Origin of the sequence: Streptomyces coerulescens (genome assembly GCF_042657965.1) — a bacterium.
GTDB classification, from domain to species: domain Bacteria; phylum Actinomycetota; class Actinomycetes; order Streptomycetales; family Streptomycetaceae; genus Streptomyces; species Streptomyces coerulescens.
In genome coordinates this window covers 424,200-449,834 of the sequence record NZ_JBHSKM010000024.1, presented here as the reverse complement: position 1 = coordinate 449,834, position 25,635 = coordinate 424,200, and the positions used below count along the sequence as shown (strand labels likewise).

Below are 25,635 nucleotides of genomic sequence, written 5' to 3'. Positions count from 1 at the left end.
AGTCGGTGGAAACCGCTGTGACCGGGCCGCTACTTGGTGGAGACCGTGAGGTCACCGCGTCGCGGTGCCGCAAACCCCTCCAGGTCGGCACGGGTCAGTCCGGTGAGCCGGGCGGCCTCGCCGATGTCGAGAGCGCCGCAGTCCAGGCCGCGCAGCAGGTAGCCGCTCAGGGCCTTTGCGGTCGCGGGCTCGTCCATGACGTCGCCGCCGGCCCGGTTGGCGTAGCGGGCGAGGCGGGCCGCGGCCTGCTCGAAACCTTCACGGTAGAAGGCGAAGACGGCCGCGTAGCGGGTGGGGATGTGGCCGGGGTGCATGTCCCAGCCCTGGTAGTAGGCGCGGGCCAGGGCGCGGCGGGTGAGGCCGTAGTGCAGGCGCCAGGCGTCGTGGACCTTCGCCGTCGGGCCGACCGGCAACACGTTGGTGGAGCCGTCCGAGACGCGTACGCCGGTGCCGGCGGCCGCGACCTGCATGATCGCCTTGGCGTGGTCGGCGGCCGGGTGGTCGCTGGCCTGGTAGGCGGCGGAGACGCCGAGGCAGGCGCTGTAGTCGAAGGTGCCGTAGTGCAGGCCGGTGGCGCGGCCCTCGGCGGCCTGGATCATCCGGGCGACGCTCGCGGTGCCGTCGGCGGCGAGGATGGACTGGCTGGTCTCGATCTGGATCTCGAAGCCGATCCGCCCGGGGTCGAGCCGGTGCGCCTTCTCGAACGCCTCCAGCAGCCGCACCATGGCGGTGACCTGCTCGGGGTAGGTCACCTTGGGCAGCGTGAGGACCAGCCCGTCGGGCAGGCCGCCGGCCTCCATCAGGCCGGTGAGGAAGATGTCGAGGGTGCGGATGCCCCGGTCGCGTACCGGCGCCTCCATGCACTTCATGCGGATGCCCATGTACGGGGCCGCGGTGCCGCTCTCGTACGCCTCGGCGATCAGGCGCGCCGCGCGGGCCGCCGCCTCGTCCTCCTCGGCGTCGGGGCGGGGGCCGTAGCCGTCCTCGAAGTCGACGCGCAGGTCCTCGATGGGCTCGCGCTCCAGCTTGGCGCGGACCCGGGAGTACACCGGCTCGGCGAGTTCGTCGGACAGACCGAGCACGGCGGCGAAGGAGGCCGCGTCGGGGGCGTGTTCGTCGAGGGCCGCGAGGGCCTGATCGCCCCAGGAGCGGATGGTGTCGGCGGCGAAGACGTCGCCGGGTACATAGACGGTGTGGACGGGCTGACGGGTGCCGGGGTCGCCGGGGTAACGGCGCTCCAGCTCTGCGTCGACCGGCGCGAGGGAGGCGCTGATCTCCTCGCTGATGGCGCCCGCGAGGCTCGTCGCCACGTTCTCCTGCTGGCCCTGACCCATGCCCACACCCTCCTGTTTTCCGATCTACGGAATCAACAATCCGTATAATGAAGTTATCCGGGGACCTTCCGGATGGTCAACACCATGTCCACGGGGAGTCACCCCACCATCTCGTCATGTTCACGCCCATCTCAGGACGCGGTATCACACTTCCATACGCACGCCTCGCACGACTCGTCCGGCCGTTCCCACCGAAGGAGCACCAAGTGCCGAACCACAGCCGAGTCACGCGCCGTCTGGGCCTGAAAGCCGCACTGGCCGCCGCGGTCACCGCGCCCTTCTCCAGTACAGCACTGCCCACGTCCTCCGCCTCGGCGGGCGAGCGCCCGCCCGTCCGGCACCTCCGGGTCATGTCCTTCAACCTGCGCTTCGCGAGCACCACGGAGCCCAACAGCTGGACCGTGCGCAGACCGGTGATGCGCGAGCTGCTGCGCCGTGAGGCCCCGCACGTCCTCGGCACCCAGGAAGGGATCTTCTCTCAGCTGCTCGACATCGACGCCGACCTCGGCCCGCGCTACGACTGGGTGGGCACCGGCCGGCTGCACGGCAGCCGCGACGAGTCGATGGCGATCTTCTACGACTCCCACCGACTGCGCCCGACCGAGTACGACCACTTCTGGCTCTCCGACACCCCGGACGTGATCGGCTCCAACACCTGGGGCGCGGCCTTCGCCCGTATGGTCACCTGGGTCCGCTTCCGCGATCTGGCCGACGACGGGCGGGAGTTCTACGCCCTCAACACTCACTTCGACCATGTCAGCCAGTACGCGCGCGAGCGCGGCGCCGCGCTCATCGCGGAGCGGATCGCCGGGTTCGACCGCTCGCTGCCGGTCGTGGTGACCGGGGACTTCAATGTCGCCGCCCACAAGAACGCGGTGTACGACACCCTGCTCGGCGCCGGTCTCGTCGACACCTGGGACATCGCACGTGAGCGCAGCGATCTGTACGGCACCTTCCACGGCTACAAGCCGCTGACGCCGAACGGCGACCGCATCGACTGGATCCTCGCCACGCCGGGGGGCACCGCGCACCGTGCGACGATCAACATCTTCTCCGCCGACGGCCAGTTCCCGAGCGACCATCTGCCCGTGCAGGCGGCCCTGAGTCTGGGATGAGACGAGGCCCCCGTGACCGTCATGTCGGTCACGGGGGCCTCGATGCGCCCGTTCGGGATCCGCGGGATCAGCCCTTGCGGGTCTTGATCTCCTCGGTCAGGGCCGGGACGACGTCGAAGAGGTCGCCGACGACGCCGTAGTCGACCAGCTCGAAGATCGGGGCCTCGGCGTCCTTGTTGATCGCCACGATCGTCTTCGAGGTCTGCATGCCGGCACGGTGCTGGATCGCGCCGGAGATACCGGAGGCGATGTACAGCTGCGGCGAGACCGACTTACCGGTCTGGCCGACCTGGTTGGTGTGCGGGTACCAGCCCGCGTCCACGGCGGCACGCGAGGCACCGACGGCCGCGCCGAGGGAGTCGGCGAGGGCCTCGATGATCGAGAAGTTCTCGGCGCCGTTGACGCCACGGCCACCGGAGACCACGATCGCGGCCTCGGTGAGCTCCGGACGCCCGGTCGACTCACGCGGCGTGCGCGCGGTCACCTTGGTGCCGGTGGCCTGGGCGGAGAAGGTCACCGCGAGGGCCTCGACCGCGCCGGCGGCCGGGGCGGCCTCCACGGCGGCGCTGTTGGGCTTGACCGTGATGACCGGGGTGCCCTTGGAGACACGGGACTTGGTGGTGAAGGACGCGGCGAACACCGACTGGGTGGCCACCGGGCCCTCGTCGCCGGCCTCGAGGTCGACGGCGTCGGTGATGATGCCGGAGCCGATGCGCAGCGCCAGACGCGCGGCGATCTCCTTGCCCTCGGCGGAGGACGGCACCAGCACTGCGGCCGGGGAGACGGCCTCGACGGCGGCCTGGAGGGCGTCGACCTTCGGCACGACCAGGTAGTCGGCGTACTCGGCGGCCTCGTGGGTGAGGACCCGAGCCGCGCCGTGCTCGGCGAGCGTGGCGGCGGTACCGGCGGCGCCGTTGCCCAGCGCGACGGCGACCGGCTCGCCGACGCGGCGGGCCAGGGTCAGCAGCTCCAGGGTGGGCTTGCGGACGGCACCGTCCACGTGATCGACGTAGACGAGAACTTCAGCCATGGGATTGCTCTCCTGCGTAACGAAGTTGAGGGGCGGTCAGCGAAGGCGGGCTCAGATGAACTTCTGGCTCGCGAGGAACTCGGCGAGCTGCTTGCCGCCCTCGCCCTCGTCCTTGACGATCGTGCCGGCGGTGCGGGCCGGACGCTCGTTCGCGGCGTCCACGGCGGTCCAGGCACCCTCCAGGCCGACCTCCTCGGCGTCGATCTCCAGGTCGGAGAGGTCCCAGGACTCGACCGGCTTCTTCTTGGCGGCCATGATGCCCTTGAAGGAGGGGTAACGCGCCTCGCCCGACTGGTCGGTGACCGACACGACGGCCGGCAGGGAGGCCTCGAGCTGCTCGGAGGCAGCGTCGCCGTCCCGGCGGCCCTTGACGGTGCCGTCCTCGACGGAGACCTCGGACAGCAGGGTGACCTGCGGGACGCCCAGGCGCTCGGCCAGCAGGGCCGGAACGACGCCCATGGTGCCGTCGGTGGAGGCCATGCCGGAGATCACCAGGTCGTAGCCGGCCTTCTCGATCGCCTTGGCCAGCACCAGCGAGGTGCCCAGGGCGTCGGTGCCGTGCAGGTCGTCGTCCTCGACGTGGATCGCCTTGTCGGCGCCCATGGACAGCGCCTTGCGCAGCGCGTCCTTGGCGTCCTCGGGGCCCACCGTCAGGACGGTGATCTCCACGTCGTCGTCGGAGTTCTCGGAGATCTGCAGCGCCTGCTCGACCGCGTACTCGTCGAGCTCGGAGAGCAGACCGTCCACGTCGTCCCGGTCGACGGTCAGGTCATCGGCGAAGTGCCGGTCGCCAGTGGCGTCGGGCACGTACTTCACAGTGACAACGATCCTCAAGCTCACGCCGGCTCTCCTACTGCGTCGACATTTCTCTGCTGCCTACTTGCAGGCAGCATAGGCGCCCCAAGCGGCTGATCCCGATCGGGGCGACCCGCGCTCCGAGCGAAATATTACTCGTCAGTACACCCAGTTCGTGCCCGCTAAGCAAGCGCTTTGAACTGTGACCTTTGCAACGCAGCGTAATCGGAAATCGACGGCTTCGCAGAACCTCGGAAGGCGGGTTCGGTCACATACGTTCAGTGAGGTCAGTCACGCAGCCCGTTGAACCGGCCCTGGTGGTAGACCAACGGACGCCCCGGACCACTCGGGTCGCCGAGGACGACCTCCGCCAGCACGATGCGGTGATCGCCGGCCGGCACGCGCGTCACGACCCGGCACACCATCCACGCGGGCACGCCGTCGAGAAGGGGGACACCCTCGGGACCCTCGCGCCATGCCGTGGCCGGGCCGAAGCGGTCGGCGCCGCTGCGGGCGAAGGTGGCGGCCAGGTCCTCCTGGTGCTCGCCGAGGAGGTGGACGCCCACGTGTTCCGTCACGGATATCGCGGGCCAGCTGGAGGCTCCCGTGCCGACACCGAAGGAGAGCATCGGGGGCTCGGCGGAGACCGAGGTGAGGGACGTGGCGGTGAAGCCGACCGGGCCCGACTCACCGCGGGCGGTGATCACTGCCACCCCGGCGGCATGCCGGCGGAAGACGGACCGGAGCAGGTCGGGAGAGGCGAGCCGAGGGGCACCGAGGCCGGGGACGACCGTCATGGAGTTGTCCTTCTGCGAGAGAGGGCGTGCGGATCGATGGCCGTTCAACGGCTCGGACAGCACGCGCTCGCGGTACGGGCCAGATCGACATGGGCCCGTCCGAAGAGAAGGAGTTCCTCAGGCATACGGTCAGGCTGACGATAGGTGGTGCGCACAGTCAAGTACGTTCCGGGATGTGGGAGATGACTCACCCTCGGTATCCCTCGGTGTCGCCTCGATGTCACGCCCCCTCAGACCGCCTCCCCCAGAGCGGCGATCACGTCCGCCTTGCGGGGCTGTCCGGTGGCCCGCCGCACCACGTTGCCGTCGGCGTCGAGGACCAGCACGGTCGGGGTCTTGAGGATGTCGAGCCGGCGTACGAGGTCCAGATTGTCCTCGGCGTCGAGCTCGACGTGCCGCACGCCCGGGACCATGCCGGCCACCTCGCCCAGCACACGCCTGGTGGCCCGGCAGGGGGCGCAGAAGGCGCTGGAGAACTGCAGGAGGGTGGCGCGCTCCCCCAGCTCCCCGCCCAACTCGGCCGCGCCGAGCCGCTTTCCGTCGTCGCGCCCGCGCACCCTTACTCTCCCGCTCCGCCGCCGCTGCAGCACTCCGTAGACGCTCGCCGCCACGAGCACCGCCACACACACCACAAGTCCGGTCATCACCCTGCTCAAGCGTTCACGAGACTGCAAAGATTCCCGACTCCCCGTAAGCCTTTCCCTTGCGGAATGCTTGATTCATGGACATCGATGTGAGGGGGCCGCGCTTCGGGGCGGCCGTGACGACCGTGGTGCTGGCGGTCGTTCTGGTCACCGGGAGCGCCTGGCTGCTGGCCTGGCAGACGCTGGCGTTCGCGCTGGGCGCGGCGGGCGGGGTGGGCCGTTCGCCCTACGGCTGGCTCTTCCGCACGGCCGTGCGTCCACGGATCGGGCCGCCGACCGCGTTCGAGGCACCGGAGCCGCCGCGGTTCGCGCAGGCCGTGGGGCTGGTCTTCGCCGGACTCGGGCTGGTCGGGTACGCCTTCGGCCCGGACTGGCTGGGGCTCGCCGCCACCGGGGCCGCGCTCGCGGCCGCCTTCCTGAACGCCGTCTTCGGCTACTGCCTGGGCTGCGAGATGTATCTGCTCGTGCGGCGCCTGACGGTGCGCGCCGGGTAAAGGCGACGCCAAAATCCGAGGTGGATCAAGGGGGCGACGTGACGAGGATCTCGCCGCTCCCCGCCACTTGGGCTTGGCCCTCGGGCGTTCTTGGGGCACGATCTGCGACAAGCCGTAAACCTACGGCTGCGTAACTTCCCCAACCGGGAGCCTCTGGGAGCCTCCTTCCCAGGCAGAGAAGGAAGGGTCCACCCCGTCCATGGCAGAGCTTGTCTACCGTCCCGTCGTCGGTTTCGCCCAGACCCTGTTCAAGGCGTGGGACCTCAAGATCGACTGCAAGGGGTCGGAGAACATTCCGCGCTCGGGCGGCGCCGTGCTGGTGAGCAACCACATCAGCTATCTGGACTTCGTCTTCAACGGCCTGGCGGCTCTCCCGCAGAAGAGACTCGTGCGCTTCATGGCGAAGGAGTCCGTGTTCCGGCACCGGATCTCCGGTCCGCTGATGCGCGGTATGAAGCACATCCCGGTGGACCGCAAGCAGGGTGAGGCGGCCTACGCGCACGCGCTGGACTCGCTGCGCTCCGGCGAGATCGTCGGGGTCTTCCCGGAGGCCACGATCTCGCAGTCGTTCACGCTGAAGAGCTTCAAGTCGGGCGCCGCCCGGCTGGCCCAGGAGGCGGGCGTCCCGCTGATCCCGATGGCCGTCTGGGGCACCCAGCGCCTGTGGACCAAGGGGCACCCGCGCAACTTCAAGCGCAGTCACACCCCGATCACCATCCGGGTCGGCGAGGCGCTCGAGGCATCCAAGGACAAGTACGCCGGCGCCATCACCCGCCAGCTGCGCGAACGCGTCCAGGAGCTCCTGGAGGCCGCTCAGCGCGCCTACCCCGTACGCCCCAAGGACGCCTCCGACACCTGGTGGATGCCGGCCCACCTCGGCGGCACGGCCCCCACCCCCGAGCAGGTACGCGCGGCCGAGGCGCACTGACGCCGGGCCCCTTCAGCAGGCCGGCGGCCGGACCTCGATCCGCGCCCCGGGGCTGAACTTCTCCAGCAGGTCGGCGAGTTCCCGCGCCGCGCTCTCGACGTCGGCGACGGGTATCGGCGTCAGGCTCTCCAGCAGGAAGATTCCGGACACCGTCTCCTCGGTGAGGCGGGTGCGCGGACCCTGGCGCCAGTTCCAGCGGCGGCAGGTGACGCCCGCGTCGTCGCGCCACACGACCTCGCCCGCGTCGGGGTGCTCGACGACCTGCTCGCCCCCGGCGACGGTGACGAAGTCCTCCTCACCGGTGGCGCGCACCAGATGCATGCCGCCCTCGATGCGGTCGATGTCCTCGCCGCCCACCGGGATGAGATGGGCGACGCTGATGGCGTTGTACACGTCCACCAGGAGGTTGATCCGGGGCAGGCCCGCCTCCGTCAGCGCACGCTTGGCCAGTGCCTCCGCGGAGTTGCGGGTGCGTGAGGGCTTCGAGCCGAACGCCGTGTAAGCCTCCCGCCAGGCCGCCATGTGCGGGTCCTCGTGCGGGGCGCGCCCGGCCAGACGGACGGCCAGCCGCCGGGCCGCGTCGTCGAGGAGCGCGGAACTGGCCTCCGTGCTCGGGCCGTTGACCAGCCCGTGCGCCTCGACGGCGACGTGCGTGAAGCCGGGCACGAGCGCGCGCACCTCGTCGGACACGGTCAGCGTGAGAGTCATCGTCCGCCTTCTCCCGGGGATTCAGAGTGCGGTGGGGAGTGTCCGCCACAGATGCGGCCGGTCGCGGGCGGCCTTGAGGACATCGAGCACCACCGGATGCGGTGCAGCATACAGGACCGGATAGTCCAGCTCATTGAACTCGGGGTCGGGCACGAAGGCCAGCCGCTCGCCGTCGAGCGAGAACTGCGCATCCACGCCCGGTTTGTTGCCCCGGGGATCCTGCCGATGCCAGGCCCCGTTGAACCGCACGGCGACCAGGCCGTGCAGCGCCTCGAACTTCTGGTAGCACAGCGCGGTCGGGATGTCCTCGGCCCGCAGCAGTGCGGTCAGCGCGTGTGCCTTGGCGTAGCAGATGCCGGTCCCCTGCTCCAGGACGTCGGAGGCGCGCCAGGTGACCCGAAGATCACCGGAGTCCTGCGAGTGCGGGATGGTGTCGCGGACGAACTCGAAAGCCGCTCGCGCATAGTCATACGAGTCGGCCACCCCGTCGGCGAGCCTTGCAGCCGTCTCACGCACCAGCGGATGGCGATGGTCGATCGCCTCGTCGGCGGCCAAGTAGGCGGAGAGATCTGCGGTTTCCTGGATCATCTGCATGACAGGAGAGGGTAGGTGGCGGCCGAGCCGCGAGTCAATTGAATTGCGTCTCATCGCATAGCTATGCAGTTGTGTTTCAGAACGGCTGAACTTCGCCACAACCCCGACGCCTCGTTACAACCCCTCCCCCGCGCCGCCGGTCTCGTCACCGACATGTTCGTCGACCAGGGGGAATCCATGAAGCATCGCCTGCTCGCAGCCGCGCTCACCGGCTGCGCCCTTGCCGCGGTCGGGGCCGGGCCCGTGCACGCCGCGTCCGACCAGTTGTGGATCGACGTGCCCTCGGAGACGGTGCTGCCGGCGCCGGGCTCGGGCGGCCCTGCCGAGCGCACGCTCACCGTACGGGTCACGCACGACAACACCGAGAGCGAGGTCGAGCCCGGCCGGCTGACCGTCGACGCGAGCGAGGTGGCCTCCTTCGCGCGGGTGTCGTGGTCCTCGAACTGTGTGCCGGAGTCGGAGGTGAAGGCGGTCTGCGACTTCCCGGCGATGTCGGCCGGGACGAACATCGTGACGGCGGCCCAACTCGGCCTGAGCGCACTGCCGGACGCCGACCTCGCCGCCTCCGGGAACGTGCGCTACAGCGCGACCGCCGGTGAGTTGACGTCGTTCGCCGCGGAGACCCGAATAACCCTGGGCGACGGCCCGGACCTCGGCCTCAGCCAGGCCGACTACCAGCACGACCTCAGGCCCGGCACCAGCACACAGGTCAGCGCGACGGTCGGCAACAACGGCAACCGCGCCGTGCGACGGACGCTGCTGTGGATCAACGCGTCCTACGGGCTGGGGCTCAAGGAGCGGTATGCGAACTGCGAGTACCGGCGGCACGAGACCGGCGAGTCCGCGCTGTGCGTGCTGGACGAAGCGGTGGCTCCGGGCGAGCGGTACGCGCTGACGACCGGTCTGCGCGTGGGCCGGAAGGCACTGTACGAGCGGTTCGACCACTCCGTGCTGCCGTACTCGGACCAGGCGCTGGAAGAGGCACGCGGTGAATGGACCTGGACCCCGGGCGCGGGTGGCGAGCTGGACCTGCGCCCGGTGGCGGCGAAGCCGGCGGTCGCCGGGGACGACGACCTCGATCTGTCGGACAACCACCGGGTCGTCATGCTCGACGCCAGGAACACCGCCGACCTGAAGCTCACCGGCAGCAGGGTGCGCGGGGTGGTCGGCGACACCGTGACCGCCACGGTCACCGTACACAACCGGGGTCCGGCGTGGGTGGCGTCGCTGGGTGCGGGCGCGGCCGTGGCGACGGTACGGATCCAGGCCCCCGAGGGCACGTCGTTCGCCGGTGAACCGGAGGACTGCTGGTATCTGCCGCCGTCGGAGGAAGGGGAGCCCGTCACGACGTACTTCTGCCGGACGCCGATCTACCTGCACGACAAGGCGTCGTACACGATGGAGGTGCACCTGCGGATCGACGAGGTGGTGCGCGGAGCACGCACCACCGTCGAGACCCTCAACGACGACCGGGAGCTGCCCATCAGCAGGTTCGACCCGAACCTGCGCAACAACAGGGCGCAGATCGTCGTCAACTGACGGACCGCGTCCGCTAGCGCGCCATCTCCTCCTTCAGCGCGGCGAGGAAGGCGTCCACGTCGTCCTCGGTCGTGTCGAACGCGCACATCCAGCGCACGACGCCCTCGGCTTCGTCCCAGAAGTAGAAGCGGAACTTCTTCTGGAGGCGCTCGCTCACGTCATGGGGGAGCTTGGCGAAAACCCCGTTGGCCTGCACGGGGTAGAGGATCTCCACTCCGTGCACGGCCCGGACCCCCTCGGCGAGGCGCTGGGCCATCTCGTTGGCGTGCCGGGCGTTGCGCAGCCACAGGTCCTTGGCGAGCAGCGCCTCCAACTGCGCCGACACGAAGCGCATCTTGGAGGCGAGCTGCATGGACAGCTTGCGCAGATGCTTCATGTGGCTGACGGCGTCCTGGTTGAGGACGACGACCGCCTCGCCGAACAGGGCGCCGTTCTTGGTGCCGCCGAGGGAGAGGATGTCGACGCCGACCGCGTTGGTGAACGTCCGCATGGGCACGTTCAGCGAGGCGGCGGCGTTGGCTATCCGGGAGCCGTCCAGGTGCACCTTCATGCCGTGCGCGTGGGCGTGGTCGCAGATCGCCCGGATCTCGTCCGGGGTGTAGAGGGTGCCGAGCTCGGTGCTCTGGGTGATCGAGACGACCTGGGGCATCGCCCGGTGCTCGTCGTCCCAGCCGTAGGCCTGCTTGTCGATCAGCTCGGGGGTGAGCTTGCCGTCGGGGGTGGGCACGGTGAGCAGCTTCAGGCCGCCCATCCGCTCCGGGGCGCCGCCCTCGTCGACATGGATGTGCGCGCTCTCGGCGCAGATCACCGCGCCCCAGCGGTCGGTGACGGCCTGGAGCGCGACGACGTTGGCGCCGGTGCCGTTGAACACCGGGAACGCCTCGGCGGTGGCGCCGAAGTGGCTGCGTACGATCCGCTGCAGGTTCTCGGTGTAGTCGTCCTCGCCGTACGCCACCTGGTGCCCGCCGTTGGCCAGGGCCAGGGCGGCGAGCACCTCCGGGTGGGCGCCGGCGTAGTTGTCACTGGCGAAGCCGCGGACGTCCGGGTCGTGGTGACGACGGGCGTCGGTCTTCGGAGGGTTCACGGCTTCTCGGTCAGCCACAGACGGTTTCCGTTCACTTCGGCGGCGGACTTGTCCCAGACGCCTACGACGGCCTCGGCCAGGTCCTTGACGTCAGTGAAGCCCGCGAACTTCGCGTTGGGGCGGTCGGCGCGCATCGCGTCGTGCACCAGCGCCTTCACCACCAGGATGGCAGCCGCGGACGTCAGGTCCTCGGCGCCCCCGGCCTTGCGGAAGGCGTCGGCGAGCGCGAGCGTCCATGCCTCGGCGGCGGCCTTGGCGGCGGCGTACGAGGCGTTGCCGGCGGTCGGCTTCGAGGCGCCGGCGGCGCTGATCAGCAGATACCGGCCGCGCTCGCTGCGCTGCAGCGGCTCGAAGAAGGCGAGCGAGGTGTGCTGCACGGTGCGGATGAGCAGCAGCTCCAGGAAGTCCCAGTCGTCGAGACTGGTCTTGATGAAGGTCTCGCTGCCGCGCCAGCCACCGACGAGGTGGACCAGGCCGTCGACGCGGCCGAACTCCTTCTCGGTGCGCAGTGCCCAGTCACGAGTGGAGTCCAGGTCGAGCAGGTCGACCGTCTCGCCGGTGACCGCCGCGCCGCCCGAGGCGTAGCGCGCGGCGTCCACGGCCTCCGCCAGCCGCTCGGGGTCGTTGTCCGCGCCGACCACGGTCGCGCCCGCCTCCGCGAGGCGCCGCAGTGCCGCCCGGCCCGCGGGTCCGCCCGCGCCGGCCACCGCGATCACCGCACCGCTGAGAGCTCCGTTCCCCGCCATTTTCTTCGCCTCCTGCTGAGCCGTGTTCTCGGTGCCGCGGTCGCTCACGCGGCGACTCGCTCGGCGCTCTCCGCCGTGATGCCCTTGGTCGAGGCAATCACGTTCTTCAGCTTCTTGGAGAGTGCCTCATAGAACATGCTCAGCGGAAACTCGTCCGGAAGCACGTCATCGACGAGCTTGCGCGGCGGCTGGGTCAGGTCGAGGGCGTCGGGACCCTTGGCCCACTTGGAGCCCGGGTGCGGGGCGAGGTAGGTGGAGACGAGCTCGTAGCCGGCGAACCAGTGCACCAGCTTCGGGCGGTCGATGCCGTCGCGGTACAGCTGCTCGATGTCGGCGCACAGCTGGTTGGTGACCTGCGGGGCGCGGTCCCAGTCGATGTGCAGCTTGTTGTCGGTCCAGCGGATGACGTCGTGCTTGTGCAGGTAGGCGAAGAGGAGCTGGCCGCCGACGCCGTCGTAGTTGCGCACGCGGTCGCCGGTGACCGGGAAGCGGAACATGCGGTCGAACAGCACCGCGTACTGCACGTCACGGGCCTGCGGGACGCCGTCGGCCTGGAGCTTCACGGCCTCCTTGAAGGCGGTGAGGTCACAGCGCAGCTCCTCCAGGCCGTACATCCAGAACGGCTGGCGCTGCTTGATCATGAACGGGTCGAACGGCAGGTCGCCGTGGCTGTGGGTGCGGTCGTGGACCATGTCCCACAGCACGAAGGCCTCCTCCGTGCGCTTCTGGTCGTGGACCATCGCGGCTATGTCCTCGGGCAGGTCGAGGCCGAGGATGTCGACGGCGGCGTCGGTGACGCGGCGGAAGCGGGCGGCCTCGCGGTCGCAGAAGATGCCGCCCCAGCTGAAGCGCTCGGGCGCCTGGCGCACGGCGATCGTCTCGGGGAAGAGGACGGCGGAGTTGGTGTCGTACCCGGCCGTGAAGTCCTCGAACTTGATGCCGCAGAACAGCGGGTTGTCGTAGCGGGTGCGCTCCAGCTCGGCCAGCCAGTCGGGCCAGACCATGCGCAGGACGACCGCCTCCAGGTTGCGGTCGGGGTTGCCGTTCTGCGTGTACATCGCGAAGACGACCAGGTGCTGAAGGCCGTCCGCGCGGCTCGCCGCGGGCTGGAAGGCCAGCAGCGAGTCGAGGAAGTCGGGCACCTCGAAGCCGCCCTCGGCCCAGCGGAGAAGATCCTTCACCAGGGCCGCGTGGTAGTCCGCGTCATGCGGCAGCAGCGGGCTCAGCTCCTCGACGGCCGTCACGACACGCCGTACGACTGCCTCGGCGTCGGCCCGCGTGGGCGCGCCCTCGGCGTCGAAGTCGATCGACCCGTCCTTGGACTGCCATGGCCGGATCAGCTCCACGGCATCCTTGAGCACGGGCCAGGCCGGGTGCTCAATCACCCTGGTCACCGGAGGAACCTGCTCCTCCGAAGCCGCCTGCACAAGAATTTCCGTCATGTCCCATCCTCCACGGGAGAACCTCGAGTCAGGACACCGTATGCGTTCGAGGTTTCTCTCAGCAAGAGGAGGCTCGGGAAATTATCCTGCGCACCCCCAAGGTCACCGAACTTTTTCCTGTTGGATGCCTCCACGGCGATTAGTCCGGCATCCAGCGGGCATACGCGGAGTCCACGGTCGACATCCGGTCAATCCCGGGAGGACTCGCCCACGCCAGGGTGACCACCCATAGGGGTGCGAACCAGGCACGGCATGTCCCTCCCCGCAAACCCTGTGTACACGTGGGGTTCATCACGCGCACAGGCCACTAGGCTGCGGCTCGGCCACGCGAACAGTCCGCTCCGGTTCGCGCGCGCTCCCCCGCCGCCGTCGACGGAAGCGAGTTGAACCTTGAACTTCCTTACCATCGGTCACCGCGGAGTCATGGGTGTCGAACCCGAGAACACCCTCCGTTCCTTCGCCGCCGCACAGCAGGCCGGCCTCGATGTCATCGAGCTCGATCTCCATCTCAGCAAGGACGGCGCCCTCGTCGTCATGCACGACACCGATGTGGACCGCACGACCGACGGAACCGGCCCGATCGCCGACAAGACCCTCGCCGAGCTGCGTGCCCTGGACGCGGGCCGCGGCGAGCGCGTACCGGTCTTCGAGGAGGTCCTGGACGCCGTGAAGACACCTCTGCAGGCCGAGATCAAGGACGTCGCGGCAGCCCGGGCGCTCGCGGAGGTGATGAACGACCGGGACCTGGCCCCCCGGGTCGAGGTGTCGTCGTTCCATGACGAGGCCGTGGCCGAGATCGCCCGTCTGGTGCCCGGGGTGCGCACCGCCCTGATCGCCAGCCGCTACGGCACCGACATCGTGGACCGCGCCGTCGAGGCCGGCGCGTCGACGGTCTGCCTCAACATCCGCCGGCTCACCCTGGAGGTCGTGGAGCGCGCCCGCAAGGCGGACCTCAGGATCATCGGCTGGGTGGTGAACACCCAGGACCACCTGCGGCTCGTACGGGCCCTGGAACTCGACGGCGCGACCACCGACTATCCGGAGATCAAACGCACCGGCCGCTTCACCGCGTGAGCGTCACGCCAGCGGCTTGACCAGCAGCTCGAACTGAAGGTCGGAGCGCTGCGGGATACCGAAGCGCTCGTCGCCGTACGGGAACGGGGTCATCCGGCCCGTACGGCGGTAGCCGCGCCGCTCGTACCAGGCGATCAGGTCCTCACGCACCGAGATCACGGTCATGTGCATCTCGGTGGCGTCCCAGGTCGCACGGGCCTGCCGCTCCGCCTCCGCGATGATCACCTTGCCGAGGCCGGCGCCCTGGAGGGCGGGGCTGACCGCGAACATCCCGAAGTAGGCGTGGGTTCCGCGGTGTTCGAGCTGGCAGCAGGCGACCACGCGCCCGTCCCGCTCGACGGTGATGAGCCTGCTGTCGGGCGACTTGACGACCTCCAGCACGCCCTCGGCATCGACCCGCTGTCCTTCGAGGATGTCCGCCTCGGTGGTCCACCCGGCCCGGCTGGAGTCCCCGCGGTAGGCGGACTCGATCAGCGCGACCAGCGTGTCCACGTCGCCGTCGGTGGCGTCGCGGAAGACGAGTCCGGCGGAGGCGTCGGGCGCGGCGGTGTCCATGGTGCGGTTCTCCCCTTCACGGGCGCGGCTCGGGCACCGCTGAGCCTAACGCGCCGCTAGGCTCCCGCTGCATGGTGCACGTACTGAGCGGCCGGACCCTGCTGCGGCCCACCGATCCCGAACGGTCCCGCGTCTTCTACGGCGAGCAGCTCGGCCTCGCCGTCTACCGCGAGTTCGGGACCGGACCCGAGCGCGGCACCGTCTATTTCCTCGGGGGCGGCTTCCTGGAGGTCTCAGGACGTTCCGAGACGCCGCCGTCCCCGGCCGTGCGGCTGTGGGCGCAGGTCGCGGACGTCGCCGCCGCACACGAGGAACTGCTGGCCAAGGGCGTCGGGATCGTCCGGCCGCCCGTGCGGGAGCCATGGGGGCTGATCGAGATGTGGATCGCCGACCCGGACGGGACGCCGATCGTGCTGGTGGAGGTGCCGGCGGACCATCCGATGCGGTACCGCCCCGGAATCTAGGGCGGGACGCCGCCCGCCGGATGGCCGGGGCCCGGGGCGGGGCTTAGCGTGCTGGAGGGGGCTTCGCCGCGGGAGGAACGCCATGAAGCTCGACAAGCCGGTGACCGGCGGGCCCTGCTGGACGGAGCTGGGCACCACGGATCTGGCCGGGGCCAAGCAGTTCTACGAGTCGCTGTTCGGCTGGCGCACCGAGACCGATCCGCGTCAGGAAGCCGGCGGCTACACGGTCGCGCACCTCGGGGACGCGGCGGTGGCCGCGCTGACCCCGCTGTACCAGGAGGGGCAGCCCGTGTCGTGGAACGTGTCGTTCGCGGTGCCGGACGCCGACGCGGCCGCCGAGCAGGTCACGCAGGCCGGTGGCACTGTACTGGTGGGCCCGATGGACGTGTTCGACGTGGGCCGTTTCGCGGTGGCCGTGGACCCCACGGGAGCGGTGTTCCAGCTGTGGCAGGCGCGGTCGTTCGCCGGCGCGGGGGTCCTCAACGCGCCCGGTGCGCTGGGCTGGGTGGAGCTGATGACCCGGGCGCCCGAGCGGGCCGTCGAGTTCTACACCACGGTGTTCGGCTGGACCGTCAACGCCTCGGAGCACTACACGCAGTGGGGCATCGCCGGTGACGACTTCGGCGGCATGATGACAATGGACGACAAGTTCCCGCACGAGGTGCCGGCGCACTGGCTGCCGTACTTCGCCGTGGTGGACGTCGTGGCGACGGCCGGGGACGCGGCGCGGGCGGGCGGCACGGTGCTCATGGAGCCGACCTCGATGCCCAACGGGCGGGGCCTCGCCATGCTGCGGGACCCGCAGGGCGCGGTGTTCGGTGTCTACCACGAGCCCCCGCAGCCCTGACCCCCGCTTCAGGCACGCAACGCGCCCAGCCGTCCCTCCAGCCGGCCCAGCAACTCGCCCAGCAGGGAGGCCAGTTCGCCGCGTCCTTCGGAGTCGAGCTCGGACAGTACGGACGTCTCGTAGGCGAGTTGCTCCGGCAGGATGCCGTCGACGAGGTCCCGGCCCTCGTCGGTGAGGCGGAGGTGGGCGACGCGCCGGTCGCGGGTGTCGCCGCGGCGCTCGACCAGGCCCCGTTCGGTGAGCTGCTTGAGGCGTTTGGTGACGGCGGCGCCCGAGGAGAAGGTCTCGCGGGCGAGTTCGCTGGGCGTCAGTTCGTGGCCGGTGCGGCGCAGCGCGCCGAGCAGGTCGAACTCGGGGCGGCTCAGGCCCGCCCGGCGCAGCGGGGCGTCCTCGGCCTGCTGGAGGAGGGCGGCGCAGCGGTTGATCCGGCCGATGATCTCCATGGGCGCGGTGTCGAGGTCGGGGTGGACGGTCTGCCACTGCCGGACCACGGCGGCCACCGTGTCGCGTCTCGTCCCGGTCGGCCCGCCGCTGGTCGCCGTCATGGCCGTACGCCCTCCGTCGTGTTGCCCGTGCGCTGGTCCGGGTGCGGTCGGCTGCGACCCGTAGCGGCGAGCGTACGTGGTCCGGCGCGCTGGGCACGCACGACCCGCTCCCGGTGCGGCACGACGACGGCGGCGGCGAGCCCGACGAGCGCGCCGACCAGGGTGTCCACGACCCGTTCGGTGATCAGCCGGCCGGGCTCCTGGAAGCCCGCGAACTCGGTGATCAGCAGCGCCATCGGGGTCACGCAGACGCTGCCGAGCCAGTAGTTGCGGCCGATGAGCGCCTCGGCGCCGAAGTTCAGGGCGAGACAGGTCAGGACCAGCGCGATCTCACCGGTGTGGGCGAGGGGCACCAGCGCGGCGAAGAGGAGGACGCCGAGCAGGTTGCCGACGACACGTTGGACGCCGCGCCCCCAGGTGAGGGCGAGGTCGGCCTGGTAGAGGGACGCGGCGGTGACCAGGGCCCAATAGGGGCGGCCGACGCCGAGGGCCAGGGAGGCGTAGCCGGCGAGGGCGCAGCCGAGGGCGACTCGGACGGCGAGTGGGGCCAGGGGGCGTATGCGGTGCCACAACGGGCCGGGGTGCGCGGCGAGTTCGGAGTCGACGCCGGTGAGGTCGGCCAGCTCGGGTACGGGTCGGTTGCCGCGCACCTGACGGGCCCGGGCGCGCAGCGCGGCGGGGTCGGCGTCGGCGGGTGCGGCGAGGGCGACCTCGGCCAGGACGACGAGGCGTTCCAGGGCGAGGCGGGTGCCTGAGGTACCGGCTGCCGGACGCAGCGCCTGCCGGGCGGCCCGTACGGCGGCGACGGCGGCGGCGGCGTGGGCCTCGGCGGTGTCCTGTCCCCGGCCGTGGGCCTCGGTGAGCGTCGCCGTGGCGTTCAGGGCTCCCGCGGTGGCCCGGCGCTCGGGCCCGTGCGGGCGCAGCAGGCCGGGGGCCATGCCGACGAGCCAGGCCCAGACGCCGGCCGCCGCGGCCGGACCGAGATGGCCCGGGATGCGGTCGAGGGATGTCGGGGAGAACAGGGCGGCGGAGCTGATGAAGGTGAGGACCACATGGTTCGGCGGGCCGATGCGGGTCGCGTCGCACAGCACCTTCTGCACGGCCGCCAGCAGTGCGCCGACGGCGACCAGCGCGACGGCGCTGCGGGTGAGGGAGGCCGCGAGCAGGGCGGCGGCGAGCCCGCCGAGCATGCCGAGCACGACCCAGGCCAGGGCGCGGGCCCGGGCGGCGTAGGGACGGTTGTGGGCGTAGAGCGCGCACAGCGATCCGGCCATGGTGTAGATGGCCAGGTCCAGTCGGCCCAGTGCCAGAAGGCCGAGGTTGGGCGGGGCGACGGCGGCGACCACGCTCAGGGCGGGCTTGAACCAGATGTCGGAGGGCCGGCCGAGGCGCAGCACTCCGGCGAGCGGGAGAGGACGGCTCATGCCATCACCTTAGCAAGTGTTTTACTCGTAAATCATATACGGTGACCTGCTGTGCTCCGCCGATGCTCCCCGTGTACACCCTTGCGCTCGCGTGCGCGCCGCACGGCCTGGGCATCGACGCACTGTCCGGGACCGTCGAGCGGGGAGGTACGCGTGCACGGACCGGCTTCGCCCGGCTGGCTGCTGGTCGCGGTGTGTGCGGCGACCGGGGTCTACTGTCTGCTGCGGATGCGCAGCCGTGTCGAGGAACAGCGCCGCACCGCGGGTGGCGAGGCGCTGATGGGGTTCGGGATGGCCGCGATGGCGGTGCCCGCCGCGGTGTTCACTCCGCCGTCGTGGGCCTGGCCCGTCTACGCCGCCGTGTTCGGTGCGGCCGCCCTGCGCGCCCTGTGGTCCGCACGGGCGGGCGGGCACCATCTGCATCACATGGTGGGAGCCGCCGCGATGGTCTACATGGCGATCGCGATGGCCGCGTCGCCCGGACACGGGGCCGGCCACGGCGGTTCCGGTGTCCCTCTCGTCACGGGCGCGCTGCTCGCGTACTTCACCGGCTATGTGCTGCTCTCCGGCGTCCGGCTGGTGCCGGTCACCGCCGGTGCCGGCGCGGGCGCCGGATGGGGCGACCGACCGGAGCTGGCGCGGGCCTGCCGGCTGTCGATGGGGATCGCGATGGTGGCGATGCTGCTGACCCTCTGAGGCCGGGCCGCGCCGAGAGGCCGGTTTGTGTGCCCGCTCCGGGACACGACCCGCTTCTTCTGCGGTGGGCGTCGCAAACCCGCCCCCAGCATTGGCCTCTCGCCCCATCGGTCGGCGAGGATCGCAGTATGCACACCCAGTCCGTCGAGTCCCCGCCCCGCCCGCCGGCCGAGCGCAGAACCTCCCGGTGGGCCGGTGTCCTGGCGCTGTGCTCGGCACTGCTGCTCGCCCTGGTCGCGGTGCGCTGGTACCCCCTGATGAGCGCGGACGGCGACATCGCGGACACCACGCACCGCTGGGCGGTGGACGAGCCCGGCCTCACGCACGCGTTCCGCATCCTGACGGACTGGGTCTGGGATCCATGGACGATGCGCATACTGACCCTCGCGGTGGCGATCTGGCTTGTGTGGCGCAGAGCCGCCCGCTGGACCGCCCTATGGCTGGTGGCCACATGTCTGCTCGCCACACTGATCCAGCAGTCCCTGAAGGCCCTGATCGACCGCCCCCGTCCGGTCTGGCCCGACCCGGTCGACTCCGCGCACTACGCCGCCTACCCCTCCGGCCACGCCATGACCGCCACGGTCGTCTGCGGCCTCCTGTTGTGGCTTCTGCACCGGTACGGCGCCGAGGGCGCCCTGTGGCGCACGGCCGTCGCCGTGGGCGTGTTCTCCGTGGCCGGCGTCGGCCTGACCCGGATCTGGCTGGGCGTTCACTGGGCCACGGACGTCGTCGGCGGCTGGCTGCTGGGCGCGCTGGTCGTGGCGCTGGCGGTTCGGGTGCACGCCCACTGGCGGGACTGACCGCACATCGGCGACGTGTGCGCCGTAGGTATCGATCTTCCGGCGCACCGGGAGACAGCCCCGTAGGATCCCACCATGACCGCAGTTTTGTTCGATTTCTCCGGCACCCTCTTCCGTGTCGAGTCCACCGAGTCCTGGCTGCGCGGAGTGCTGGCCGAGGCGCGCATGGAGCTCGCCGAGGCCGAGTTGGCCGAGGCGGCGCAGGCACTGGAGGCGATGGGGGCACTGCCCGGCGGGAGCGGTCCCTCCTGGCTGCCCGAGGACGTGGCGAGCGTCTGGGGAGTGCGCGACAAGAGCGCGGAACTGCACCGGGCGGCCTACACCGGACTGTCCCGGCATGTGGCGCTCCCCGACGACCGGTTGCACGACATGCTGTACGACCGCCACATGTCTCCGGCCGCCTGGGTGCCGTATCCCGACACCGCCGAGGTGCTGGGGTCGCTGCGTGAGCGCGGCATCGGGGTGGGCGTGGTCAGCAACATCGGCTGGGACATCCGCCCGGTGTTCCGCGAGCACGGCCTCGACGGGTATGTGGACAGCTACGTGCTGTCGTACGAGCACGGCGTACAGAAGCCCGACGCCCGGCTGTTCCGGACGGCGTGCGCGGCGCTCGACGTCGATCCGCGCGATGTCGTCATGGTCGGGGACGACCGGCGGGCCGACGGCGGCGCGGCGGCCCTGGGCTGTGCGGTGCACTTCGTGGACCATCTGCCGGCGGCCGAGCGGCCGGACGGGCTGCGGCCGGTTCTGGATCTGGTGAGCGCCAGGGTGCGGACGAACGGCGGCGACCCGCAGACCCGCCACTGAACAGGTAGCCTCCGGCGACCATCCAGCGGGGTTGAGCCCGCCCCGGACGATCCCCCGTGTCGCCCGGGGCAGACGACAACTCCGACCGGGCCTGATGGAGGCCGGGCCGGATGCGCTGAGTATAGTTGGCTGGCAGCCAGTCAACGCAGGAGTTACAGCATGTCCCCGCGCAGCGCCTCGGTCAATGAAGAGTTGCGGCGGCGATCCCGCGAGCGGCTTCTCCAGGCCGCGGTCGAGCTGGTCGGCGAACGCGGATATGACGCCACCACACTGGGCGACATCGCGGACCGGGCGGGCTCGGCGCGCGGACTGGTGTCGTACTACTTCCCCGGCAAGCGCCAGCTGGTGCAGTCCGCCGTGCACCGGCTGATGCACCGCACGCTGGAGGAGGCGCTGGAGCGCGAACCGCACACCGAGGACGGCAGGGAGCGGATGGCCAGGGCCATCGACGGGATCCTGGGCCTGGCCCGGGACCGGCCCGTACTGATGCGCCAGCACATGGCGGGCATCCTCCAGGCCGAGGGCTTCGTGCAGTGTCCGGAACAGCGGCGGCTGGCCGAACTGCTGCGGGAGACCTGCGTACGGCGCGGCTCCGAGGACGCCGACACCGACTATCCGATGCTGCGCGCCCTGCTCATGGGCGCGGTCTACGCGGCTCTGGTGCCGGGGGTGCCGATGCCGGTGCCGGTGCTGCGGGCCGAACTGTTCAAGCGTTACCGGCTCGACTGGGAGCAGGGCGTCCCGCCGGACGCGGAGGCCGGGTCCGGCGGGACGTGCGACACGGATCTGTCGCGGTTCTTCGCGACCGGGTCCGCACCCGACTGCGCGGACGGCCGGCCGGATCCGTCCGGTCAGTCGAAGTAGTCCGGCTGTGTCTGGACGTTGAGTTCACGCAGGTGGACCCAGCGGGCCGGGGCCGTGCGCCGGTCGTTGAGCTTCAGGACGTCGAAGCCCCTCGCGAGCTCGTTCGAGTAGATGTGGCCGTTGTAGTAGTACGCCGACCAGGAGCCGCCCGACCTGAGGGTGTCCGTGCTGAGCGGGCCGCGGTCGAAGTAGGCGATCTCCTTCGGGGTGCGCGAGTCGGTGAAGTCCCAGACGGAGATGCCGCCCTGGTACCAGGCCTGGACCATGATGTCCTTGCCCTTGACCGGGATCAGCGAGCCGTTGTGGGCGACGCAGTTCTCCGTGTCGGCCTGGTGGCGGGGGATCTTGAAGTAGCTGCGGAAGACCAGCTTGCGCTTGTCGCCCTTGCCGACGATGTCGTAGATGCCGTCGGCGCCGCGGTCCGGACCGATCTCCGCGTTGCAGGTGGCCGCGCTGCCGCCGCCCAACTCGTCGGTGAAGACGACCTTGTTCGCCTTCTGGTTGAAGGTCGCCGAGTGCCAGAACGCGAAGTTGACGTCGTCCCGGACCTGGTCGATGACCTTCGGACGCTCCGGGTCCTTGATGGACATCAGGATGCCGTCCCCCATGCAGGCGCCCGCGGCCAGGTCCTTCGAGGGCAGCACCGTGATGTCGTGGCAGCCGGTGGTCTTGCTGACCCGGCCGGGCGTACCGGGGTTGCCGCCGCCGTCCGGGCCCTCACCGGGGAAGAGCACCGGGAAGTCCACCACCGCCGCCTTCTCGGGCGCGTGCCGCGGCACCTTGATCACGGAGATGCCGTCGTGCGGAGGCCGGCAGTCCGGGTAGGAGGCGTCCGGCGAGTAGGAGGCGACGTAGACGTAGACGTTACGGCGCTCGGGCACCAGCGTGTGGGTGTGCGAGCCGCAGGCGGTCTCGACGGCGGCGACATACCTGGGGTTGCGCTTGTCGCTGATGTCGAAGACCTTCATGCCCTCCCACGAGGACTTCTCGGTCACGGGCTGGGTGGTGCTGTTGCAACTGCTGTCGCTGCGCGAGGAGTCGGTGGACAGGAACAGCAGGTCGCCGGAGACGGAGACGTCGTTCTGCGAGCCGGGACACAGGACCTGGGCGACGGTCCTCGGTGCGGCGGGGTCGCTGATGTCGAAGACGCGGAAGCCGTCGTAGTTTCCGGCGAAGGCGTATCTGCCCTGGAAGGCGAGGTCCGAATTGGTGCCCTGGAGCGCGTCCTTGGGGACGTTCGCCAGGTGTTCGATGTTGTCGGAGTGGACGATCTCGTCCTGGCCCGGTATCTCGCCGTCCGCCAGCGACTCGCGCACCTCGGCCCGGGTACGCTCGGAGACTTCCTGCTCCGCGACGGGGCCGTCCCCCGGGTCGGGGGTCGCGGCAGCCGGCTGCACGGTGAGCAGTGCAGCCAGGAGCCCGGCGGCGGCGGTGGCAACTGCCAGGCGTCTGCGTCGCGTTCGGGAACTGCTGAACAGGATCACTGTTTCCTCCCTTGTCCGTTCGCACTGGAACGGTTCACACCGCACGAGTATCGTCTGAGTCATGCACATATCAACAGGGGGCCATGAACATGTAACAAGGTCGGCAGGACGCCGTGCGTCCCGCGTCACGACCGGAACGGCAGTCATGGCAGTGCTGGCAGTGCTCACGCTCGCCGGTTGCGACGACTCGGAAGCCAAGTCGCCCGCGCGGAGCGGACCTTCGGTGATCGTGCCGGGCAAGCCCGGCGAGTCGAACCGGATGCTGTCCGCCGAGGAGGCCGCACAGCAGCGCGCCGAGGACGACTCCCCCAACTCCGCGGACGTCTCCTATGCGCGCATGATGATCGCACACCACGCGCAGGCCCTGGAGATGACCGAACTCGCCCCGGATCGCGCCGAGTCGGCGAAGGTGACGAAGCTCGCCGAGCGGATCGCCGCCGCGCAGGGGCCGGAGATCGACGCCATGAAGGGGTGGCTCAAGACCCATGGCAAGGCCGAGCACGGCGACGGCCACGAGCACGGCTCGATGCCCGGCATGGCGACCGAGGCACAGCTGAAGAAGTTGCGCGCCGCACGCGGGAAGGCCTTCGACCAGCTCTTCCTCACGTTGATGATCACCCATCACGACGGGGCGATCACCATGGCCACCGATGTGAAGGGGCAGGGCAACAACATCCGGGTCGAGGAGATGGCGGACGAGGTGATCGCTCAGCAGACGAGCGAGATCACCAGGATGCGGGACATGCTCTGACGGCTCCGGCGGATCGCCGCAGAGGGAGCCCTGGAGTCAGCGGCGGGCGCGGCGCGGGGTCAGGAAGCCCGCGTCACGCGCCTGCCCGATGAGCCGGAGCGATCTGCGGCGGCTGTGCCCGGTCGCGCTCATCACCGCGAGCACGGGGTCGGTGCCCGCCTCCTGCGCCGCCCGGTACTTCTGGGCGACCAGCCACTGCCCCTCGACACCGCGCGGCCAGACCGACCGGACCCGGCCGGCTCCGGCGCCCCCGCCGCCCTGGGCATCCTCGCCGTCCTCACCCCCGTCGGCGTCCGGTCCGGTCCCGATGCCGCACGCCTCGCAGAGCGGACCCTCGATCCAGTCGGCGAGCGCCGCCAGGTCGTCCAGGGAGAGCGCGGGCTCGGCGCGTACGTCCTCGATGGAGACGCGCCCCTCGGCCACCACGGCCACGGCGTCGACCCGGGCACCGTCACCGAACTCCAGCCGGACGCGGAACCAGACGGTGGCTCCGCCACCGTCCCGCACTTTCCATGCGGGCCACACCGACACGGCTCCGTCTGTCGCGGGGCGATCGGACAGATTAAGAAAGGATGCTTCCAGCACACACGCAACGTAACCGCATGATCACATTCCATACGAACGAACACGCGTCCTGTACGGAGCACAGCACCCTGTCAGCGGAGCGGAAGCGGTGCGATGCTGGACTCGAGAGCGACTCCTGACGATCCCCGGACAAGGAGTTCCGCCGTGCTTCGTGTCGCCGTCGTCGGCTCCGGGCCCAGCGGGTGCTACACCGCCCAGAGTCTTGTACAGCTGGACAACGACGTGTTCGTCGACGTCCTGGACCGGCTGCCCTGTCCGTACGGCCTGGTGCGCTACGGAGTGGCGCCGGACCACGAGAAGATCAAGTCTCTCCAGAACAACCTGCGCACGGTACTGGAGCACGAACGCGTGCGGTTCCTGGGCGGCGTCCAGGTCGGCCCGGAAGGGGTGCCGGCCGCCAGGCTCCGCGAGCTGTACCACGCGGTCGTGTACTGCATGGGTGCCGCCACCGACCGGCACCTCGGGATTCCCGGCGAGGACCTGCCGGGCAGTTGGTCGGCGACTGAGTTCGTGTCCTGGTACAGCGCCCACCCCGACGCGGTCGACGACGGTTTCGTGATCGGCGCGCGGTCCGCGGTGGTCATCGGCGTCGGGAACGTCGCGGTGGACGTCACCCGGATGCTGGCCCGGGGCACGGCGGAACTGAGCCCCACCGACATGCCCCAGGGCGCGCTCACCGCCCTCGCCGCGAGCCGGGTCACGGACATCAGCATGGTCGGTCGGCGCGGCCCCTCCCAGGCTCGCTTCACCACCAAGGAGCTACGGGAGCTGGGCACCCTGCCGGACACCGAGGTGGCCGTCGACCCCGAGGAACTGGCACTGGATCCGGCGTACTCCGACCCCTCCGGCCTGCCCGCGCCGCAGCGCCGCAACATCGAGGCACTGCGCGGCTGGGCCGAGGCCCCGGCGCGCGAGGCCCGCCACCGGATCCGGCTGCGCTTCTTCCTGCGCCCCGTGGAACTCCTCGCCGAGGCAGGGCACGTGGCCAAGGTTCGCTTCGAACGGACGGCACCCGACGGCCGGGGCGGAGTCACCGGCACGGGCCGGTACGAGGACATCGACGCCCATCTGGTGCTGCGTTCGGTGGGCTATCGCGGGGTACCGCTGGACGGCCTGCCCTTCGACCCGACGACCGGCACGGTGCCGCACAGCGCCGGACGCGTGCTGCGGGAGGGCCTCGTCTCGCCGGGCGAGTACGTGGCGGGCTGGATCAAGCGGGGCCCGACGGGCGTCATCGGCACCAACCGTTCGGATGCCAAGGAGACGGTGACCTCGCTCCTGGCGGACGTCTCCGCGCTCGTACGCGAAGCAGTGCCCGAGGATCCGCTCACGGCTCTGCGCGCCGAGGGGCTGGAGCCGGTCGAGTGGACCGGTTGGTGCGCGATCGAGCGGGCGGAGGCGGAGCTGGGGGCGTCGCTCGGCAGAGGTGTGGTGAAGCTCCCCGACTGGCAGTCGCTGATGAACGCCGCGCACAGCAGCGCCCGTTGAG

At 70.6% G+C, this 25,635-nt stretch carries 28 protein-coding genes; 13 read left to right on the top strand and 15 right to left on the bottom strand.

Features of this window, described 5'->3' with window-relative positions; genetic code table 11:
- Window positions 1–29: 29 nt before the first annotated feature.
- On the bottom strand, window positions 30–1,334 hold the full coding sequence (locus tag ACFPQ9_RS31505) for a DUF6986 family protein (RefSeq protein WP_380861017.1): 1,305 nt from the start codon (window positions 1,332–1,334) through the stop codon (window positions 30–32).
- Window positions 1,335–1,540: 206 nt separating this feature from the next.
- On the opposite strand from ACFPQ9_RS31505, the gene ACFPQ9_RS31500 reads away from it, so the two are divergent.
- Entirely contained in the window at window positions 1,541–2,449 is a 909-nt protein-coding gene (locus ACFPQ9_RS31500) for an endonuclease/exonuclease/phosphatase family protein (RefSeq protein WP_380861014.1), read from the top strand.
- A 67-nt stretch (window positions 2,450–2,516) separates the two neighbouring features.
- Here ACFPQ9_RS31500 and ACFPQ9_RS31495 read toward each other — a convergent pair whose 3' ends face one another.
- The 4 genes from ACFPQ9_RS31495 to ACFPQ9_RS31480 form a co-directional block, all read right to left on the bottom strand.
- Complete coding sequence (locus ACFPQ9_RS31495; RefSeq protein ID WP_380861011.1) at window positions 2,517–3,479, bottom strand: electron transfer flavoprotein subunit alpha/FixB family protein; 963 nt, start codon at window positions 3,477–3,479, stop codon at window positions 2,517–2,519.
- A 51-nt stretch (window positions 3,480–3,530) separates the two neighbouring features.
- Window positions 3,531–4,319, bottom strand: a complete 789-nt coding sequence (locus tag ACFPQ9_RS31490) for an electron transfer flavoprotein subunit beta/FixA family protein (RefSeq protein ID WP_380861008.1) — start codon at window positions 4,317–4,319, stop codon at window positions 3,531–3,533.
- Between the two features lie 242 nt (window positions 4,320–4,561).
- On the bottom strand, window positions 4,562–5,071 hold the full coding sequence (locus ACFPQ9_RS31485; RefSeq protein WP_380861005.1) for a flavin reductase family protein: 510 nt from the start codon (window positions 5,069–5,071) through the stop codon (window positions 4,562–4,564).
- 230 nt (window positions 5,072–5,301) lie between these two features.
- Entirely contained in the window at window positions 5,302–5,715 is a 414-nt protein-coding gene (locus tag ACFPQ9_RS31480; protein ID WP_380861002.1) for a TlpA family protein disulfide reductase, read from the bottom strand.
- A 77-nt stretch (window positions 5,716–5,792) separates the two neighbouring features.
- Here ACFPQ9_RS31480 and ACFPQ9_RS31475 point away from each other — a divergent pair, with 77 nt between their 5' ends.
- Together ACFPQ9_RS31475 and ACFPQ9_RS31470 are read left to right on the top strand one after the other, a co-directional pair.
- Complete coding sequence (locus ACFPQ9_RS31475) at window positions 5,793–6,209, top strand: DUF4395 domain-containing protein (RefSeq protein ID WP_380860999.1); 417 nt, start codon at window positions 5,793–5,795, stop codon at window positions 6,207–6,209.
- A 199-nt stretch (window positions 6,210–6,408) separates the two neighbouring features.
- Entirely contained in the window at window positions 6,409–7,137 is a 729-nt protein-coding gene (locus ACFPQ9_RS31470; protein WP_380860996.1) for a lysophospholipid acyltransferase family protein, read from the top strand.
- 12 nt (window positions 7,138–7,149) lie between these two features.
- On the opposite strand, the gene ACFPQ9_RS31465 is transcribed toward ACFPQ9_RS31470, so the two are convergent.
- A complete protein-coding gene (locus ACFPQ9_RS31465) occupies window positions 7,150–7,845 on the bottom strand; it encodes a B3/B4 domain-containing protein (RefSeq protein WP_380860993.1) in 696 nt (231 codons plus the stop codon).
- A 21-nt stretch (window positions 7,846–7,866) separates the two neighbouring features.
- Window positions 7,867–8,439, bottom strand: a complete 573-nt coding sequence (locus ACFPQ9_RS31460) for a transglutaminase-like domain-containing protein (RefSeq protein WP_380860990.1) — start codon at window positions 8,437–8,439, stop codon at window positions 7,867–7,869.
- A 177-nt stretch (window positions 8,440–8,616) separates the two neighbouring features.
- On the opposite strand from ACFPQ9_RS31460, the gene ACFPQ9_RS31455 reads away from it, so the two are divergent.
- On the top strand, window positions 8,617–9,978 hold the full coding sequence (locus ACFPQ9_RS31455; RefSeq protein ID WP_380860987.1) for a hypothetical protein: 1,362 nt from the start codon (window positions 8,617–8,619) through the stop codon (window positions 9,976–9,978).
- Between the two features lie 13 nt (window positions 9,979–9,991).
- Here ACFPQ9_RS31455 and ACFPQ9_RS31450 read toward each other — a convergent pair whose 3' ends face one another.
- From ACFPQ9_RS31450 to ACFPQ9_RS31440, 3 genes are read right to left on the bottom strand one after another with little or no spacing between them, the layout of a single operon-like run.
- Window positions 9,992–11,062, bottom strand: coding sequence for a threonine aldolase family protein (locus ACFPQ9_RS31450; protein WP_380860984.1), 1,071 nt, complete (start codon window positions 11,060–11,062; stop codon window positions 9,992–9,994).
- Complete coding sequence (locus ACFPQ9_RS31445; RefSeq protein ID WP_107912231.1) at window positions 11,059–11,808, bottom strand: SDR family oxidoreductase; 750 nt, start codon at window positions 11,806–11,808, stop codon at window positions 11,059–11,061. The genes ACFPQ9_RS31450 and ACFPQ9_RS31445 overlap by 4 nt, the downstream gene beginning before the upstream one ends.
- A gap of 44 nt (window positions 11,809–11,852) precedes the next feature.
- The gene (locus tag ACFPQ9_RS31440; protein ID WP_380860981.1) at window positions 11,853–13,250 is read right to left on the bottom strand and encodes a DUF6421 family protein; all 1,398 of its coding nucleotides are present in this window, start codon (window positions 13,248–13,250) and stop codon (window positions 11,853–11,855) included.
- 390 nt (window positions 13,251–13,640) lie between these two features.
- Here ACFPQ9_RS31440 and ACFPQ9_RS31435 point away from each other — a divergent pair, with 390 nt between their 5' ends.
- Window positions 13,641–14,324, top strand: a complete 684-nt coding sequence (locus ACFPQ9_RS31435; protein ID WP_380860978.1) for a glycerophosphodiester phosphodiesterase — start codon at window positions 13,641–13,643, stop codon at window positions 14,322–14,324.
- Window positions 14,325–14,327: 3 nt separating this feature from the next.
- On the opposite strand, the gene ACFPQ9_RS31430 is transcribed toward ACFPQ9_RS31435, so the two are convergent.
- On the bottom strand, window positions 14,328–14,879 hold the full coding sequence (locus ACFPQ9_RS31430) for a GNAT family N-acetyltransferase (protein ID WP_380860975.1): 552 nt from the start codon (window positions 14,877–14,879) through the stop codon (window positions 14,328–14,330).
- Between the two features lie 71 nt (window positions 14,880–14,950).
- On the opposite strand from ACFPQ9_RS31430, the gene ACFPQ9_RS31425 reads away from it, so the two are divergent.
- Window positions 14,951–15,343 carry a VOC family protein gene (locus ACFPQ9_RS31425; RefSeq protein ID WP_380860972.1) on the top strand — a complete coding sequence of 131 codons (393 nt, stop codon included), beginning with the start codon at window positions 14,951–14,953 and terminating at the stop codon, window positions 15,341–15,343.
- 82 nt (window positions 15,344–15,425) lie between these two features.
- Window positions 15,426–16,190 carry a VOC family protein gene (locus tag ACFPQ9_RS31420; RefSeq protein WP_380860970.1) on the top strand — a complete coding sequence of 255 codons (765 nt, stop codon included), beginning with the start codon at window positions 15,426–15,428 and terminating at the stop codon, window positions 16,188–16,190.
- Window positions 16,191–16,198: 8 nt separating this feature from the next.
- Here the strand turns inward: ACFPQ9_RS31420 and ACFPQ9_RS31415 are convergent, their stop codons facing one another.
- Window positions 16,199–16,735 carry a MarR family winged helix-turn-helix transcriptional regulator gene (locus ACFPQ9_RS31415; RefSeq protein ID WP_380860967.1) on the bottom strand — a complete coding sequence of 179 codons (537 nt, stop codon included), beginning with the start codon at window positions 16,733–16,735 and terminating at the stop codon, window positions 16,199–16,201.
- The gene (locus ACFPQ9_RS31410; RefSeq protein ID WP_380860964.1) at window positions 16,732–18,159 is read right to left on the bottom strand and encodes an FUSC family protein; all 1,428 of its coding nucleotides are present in this window, start codon (window positions 18,157–18,159) and stop codon (window positions 16,732–16,734) included. Before ACFPQ9_RS31410 ends, ACFPQ9_RS31415 begins: the two co-directional genes overlap by 4 nt.
- A 153-nt stretch (window positions 18,160–18,312) precedes the next feature.
- Here ACFPQ9_RS31410 and ACFPQ9_RS31405 point away from each other — a divergent pair, with 153 nt between their 5' ends.
- The 4 genes from ACFPQ9_RS31405 to ACFPQ9_RS31390 all read left to right on the top strand — a co-directional run bounded on the left by ACFPQ9_RS31405 (window position 18,313) and on the right by ACFPQ9_RS31390 (window position 21,326).
- Window positions 18,313–18,855, top strand: a complete 543-nt coding sequence (locus ACFPQ9_RS31405) for a DUF5134 domain-containing protein (RefSeq protein WP_380860961.1) — start codon at window positions 18,313–18,315, stop codon at window positions 18,853–18,855.
- Window positions 18,856–18,983: 128 nt separating this feature from the next.
- A complete protein-coding gene (locus ACFPQ9_RS31400) occupies window positions 18,984–19,655 on the top strand; it encodes a phosphatase PAP2 family protein (protein WP_380860958.1) in 672 nt (223 codons plus the stop codon).
- Window positions 19,656–19,730: 75 nt separating this feature from the next.
- Complete coding sequence (locus ACFPQ9_RS31395) at window positions 19,731–20,462, top strand: HAD family hydrolase (RefSeq protein WP_380860955.1); 732 nt, start codon at window positions 19,731–19,733, stop codon at window positions 20,460–20,462.
- A 159-nt stretch (window positions 20,463–20,621) separates the two neighbouring features.
- Window positions 20,622–21,326 carry a TetR/AcrR family transcriptional regulator gene (locus ACFPQ9_RS31390; RefSeq protein ID WP_380860952.1) on the top strand — a complete coding sequence of 235 codons (705 nt, stop codon included), beginning with the start codon at window positions 20,622–20,624 and terminating at the stop codon, window positions 21,324–21,326.
- On the opposite strand, the gene ACFPQ9_RS31385 is transcribed toward ACFPQ9_RS31390, so the two are convergent.
- On the bottom strand, window positions 21,314–22,810 hold the full coding sequence (locus ACFPQ9_RS31385; protein ID WP_380860949.1) for an LVIVD repeat-containing protein: 1,497 nt from the start codon (window positions 22,808–22,810) through the stop codon (window positions 21,314–21,316). The genes ACFPQ9_RS31390 and ACFPQ9_RS31385 overlap by 13 nt on opposite strands.
- Before the next feature lie 145 nt (window positions 22,811–22,955).
- Here ACFPQ9_RS31385 and ACFPQ9_RS31380 point away from each other — a divergent pair, with 145 nt between their 5' ends.
- Window positions 22,956–23,561, top strand: coding sequence for a DUF305 domain-containing protein (locus ACFPQ9_RS31380; protein WP_380860946.1), 606 nt, complete (start codon window positions 22,956–22,958; stop codon window positions 23,559–23,561).
- A 36-nt stretch (window positions 23,562–23,597) separates the two neighbouring features.
- Here the strand turns inward: ACFPQ9_RS31380 and ACFPQ9_RS31375 are convergent, their stop codons facing one another.
- Window positions 23,598–24,092, bottom strand: a complete 495-nt coding sequence (locus ACFPQ9_RS31375) for a DUF6214 family protein (protein ID WP_380860943.1) — start codon at window positions 24,090–24,092, stop codon at window positions 23,598–23,600.
- A gap of 198 nt (window positions 24,093–24,290) precedes the next feature.
- Between ACFPQ9_RS31375 and ACFPQ9_RS31370 the strand changes: the two genes are divergently transcribed.
- Complete coding sequence (locus ACFPQ9_RS31370) at window positions 24,291–25,634, top strand: FAD-dependent oxidoreductase (protein ID WP_380860940.1); 1,344 nt, start codon at window positions 24,291–24,293, stop codon at window positions 25,632–25,634.
- Window position 25,635: the final 1 nt, after the last annotated feature.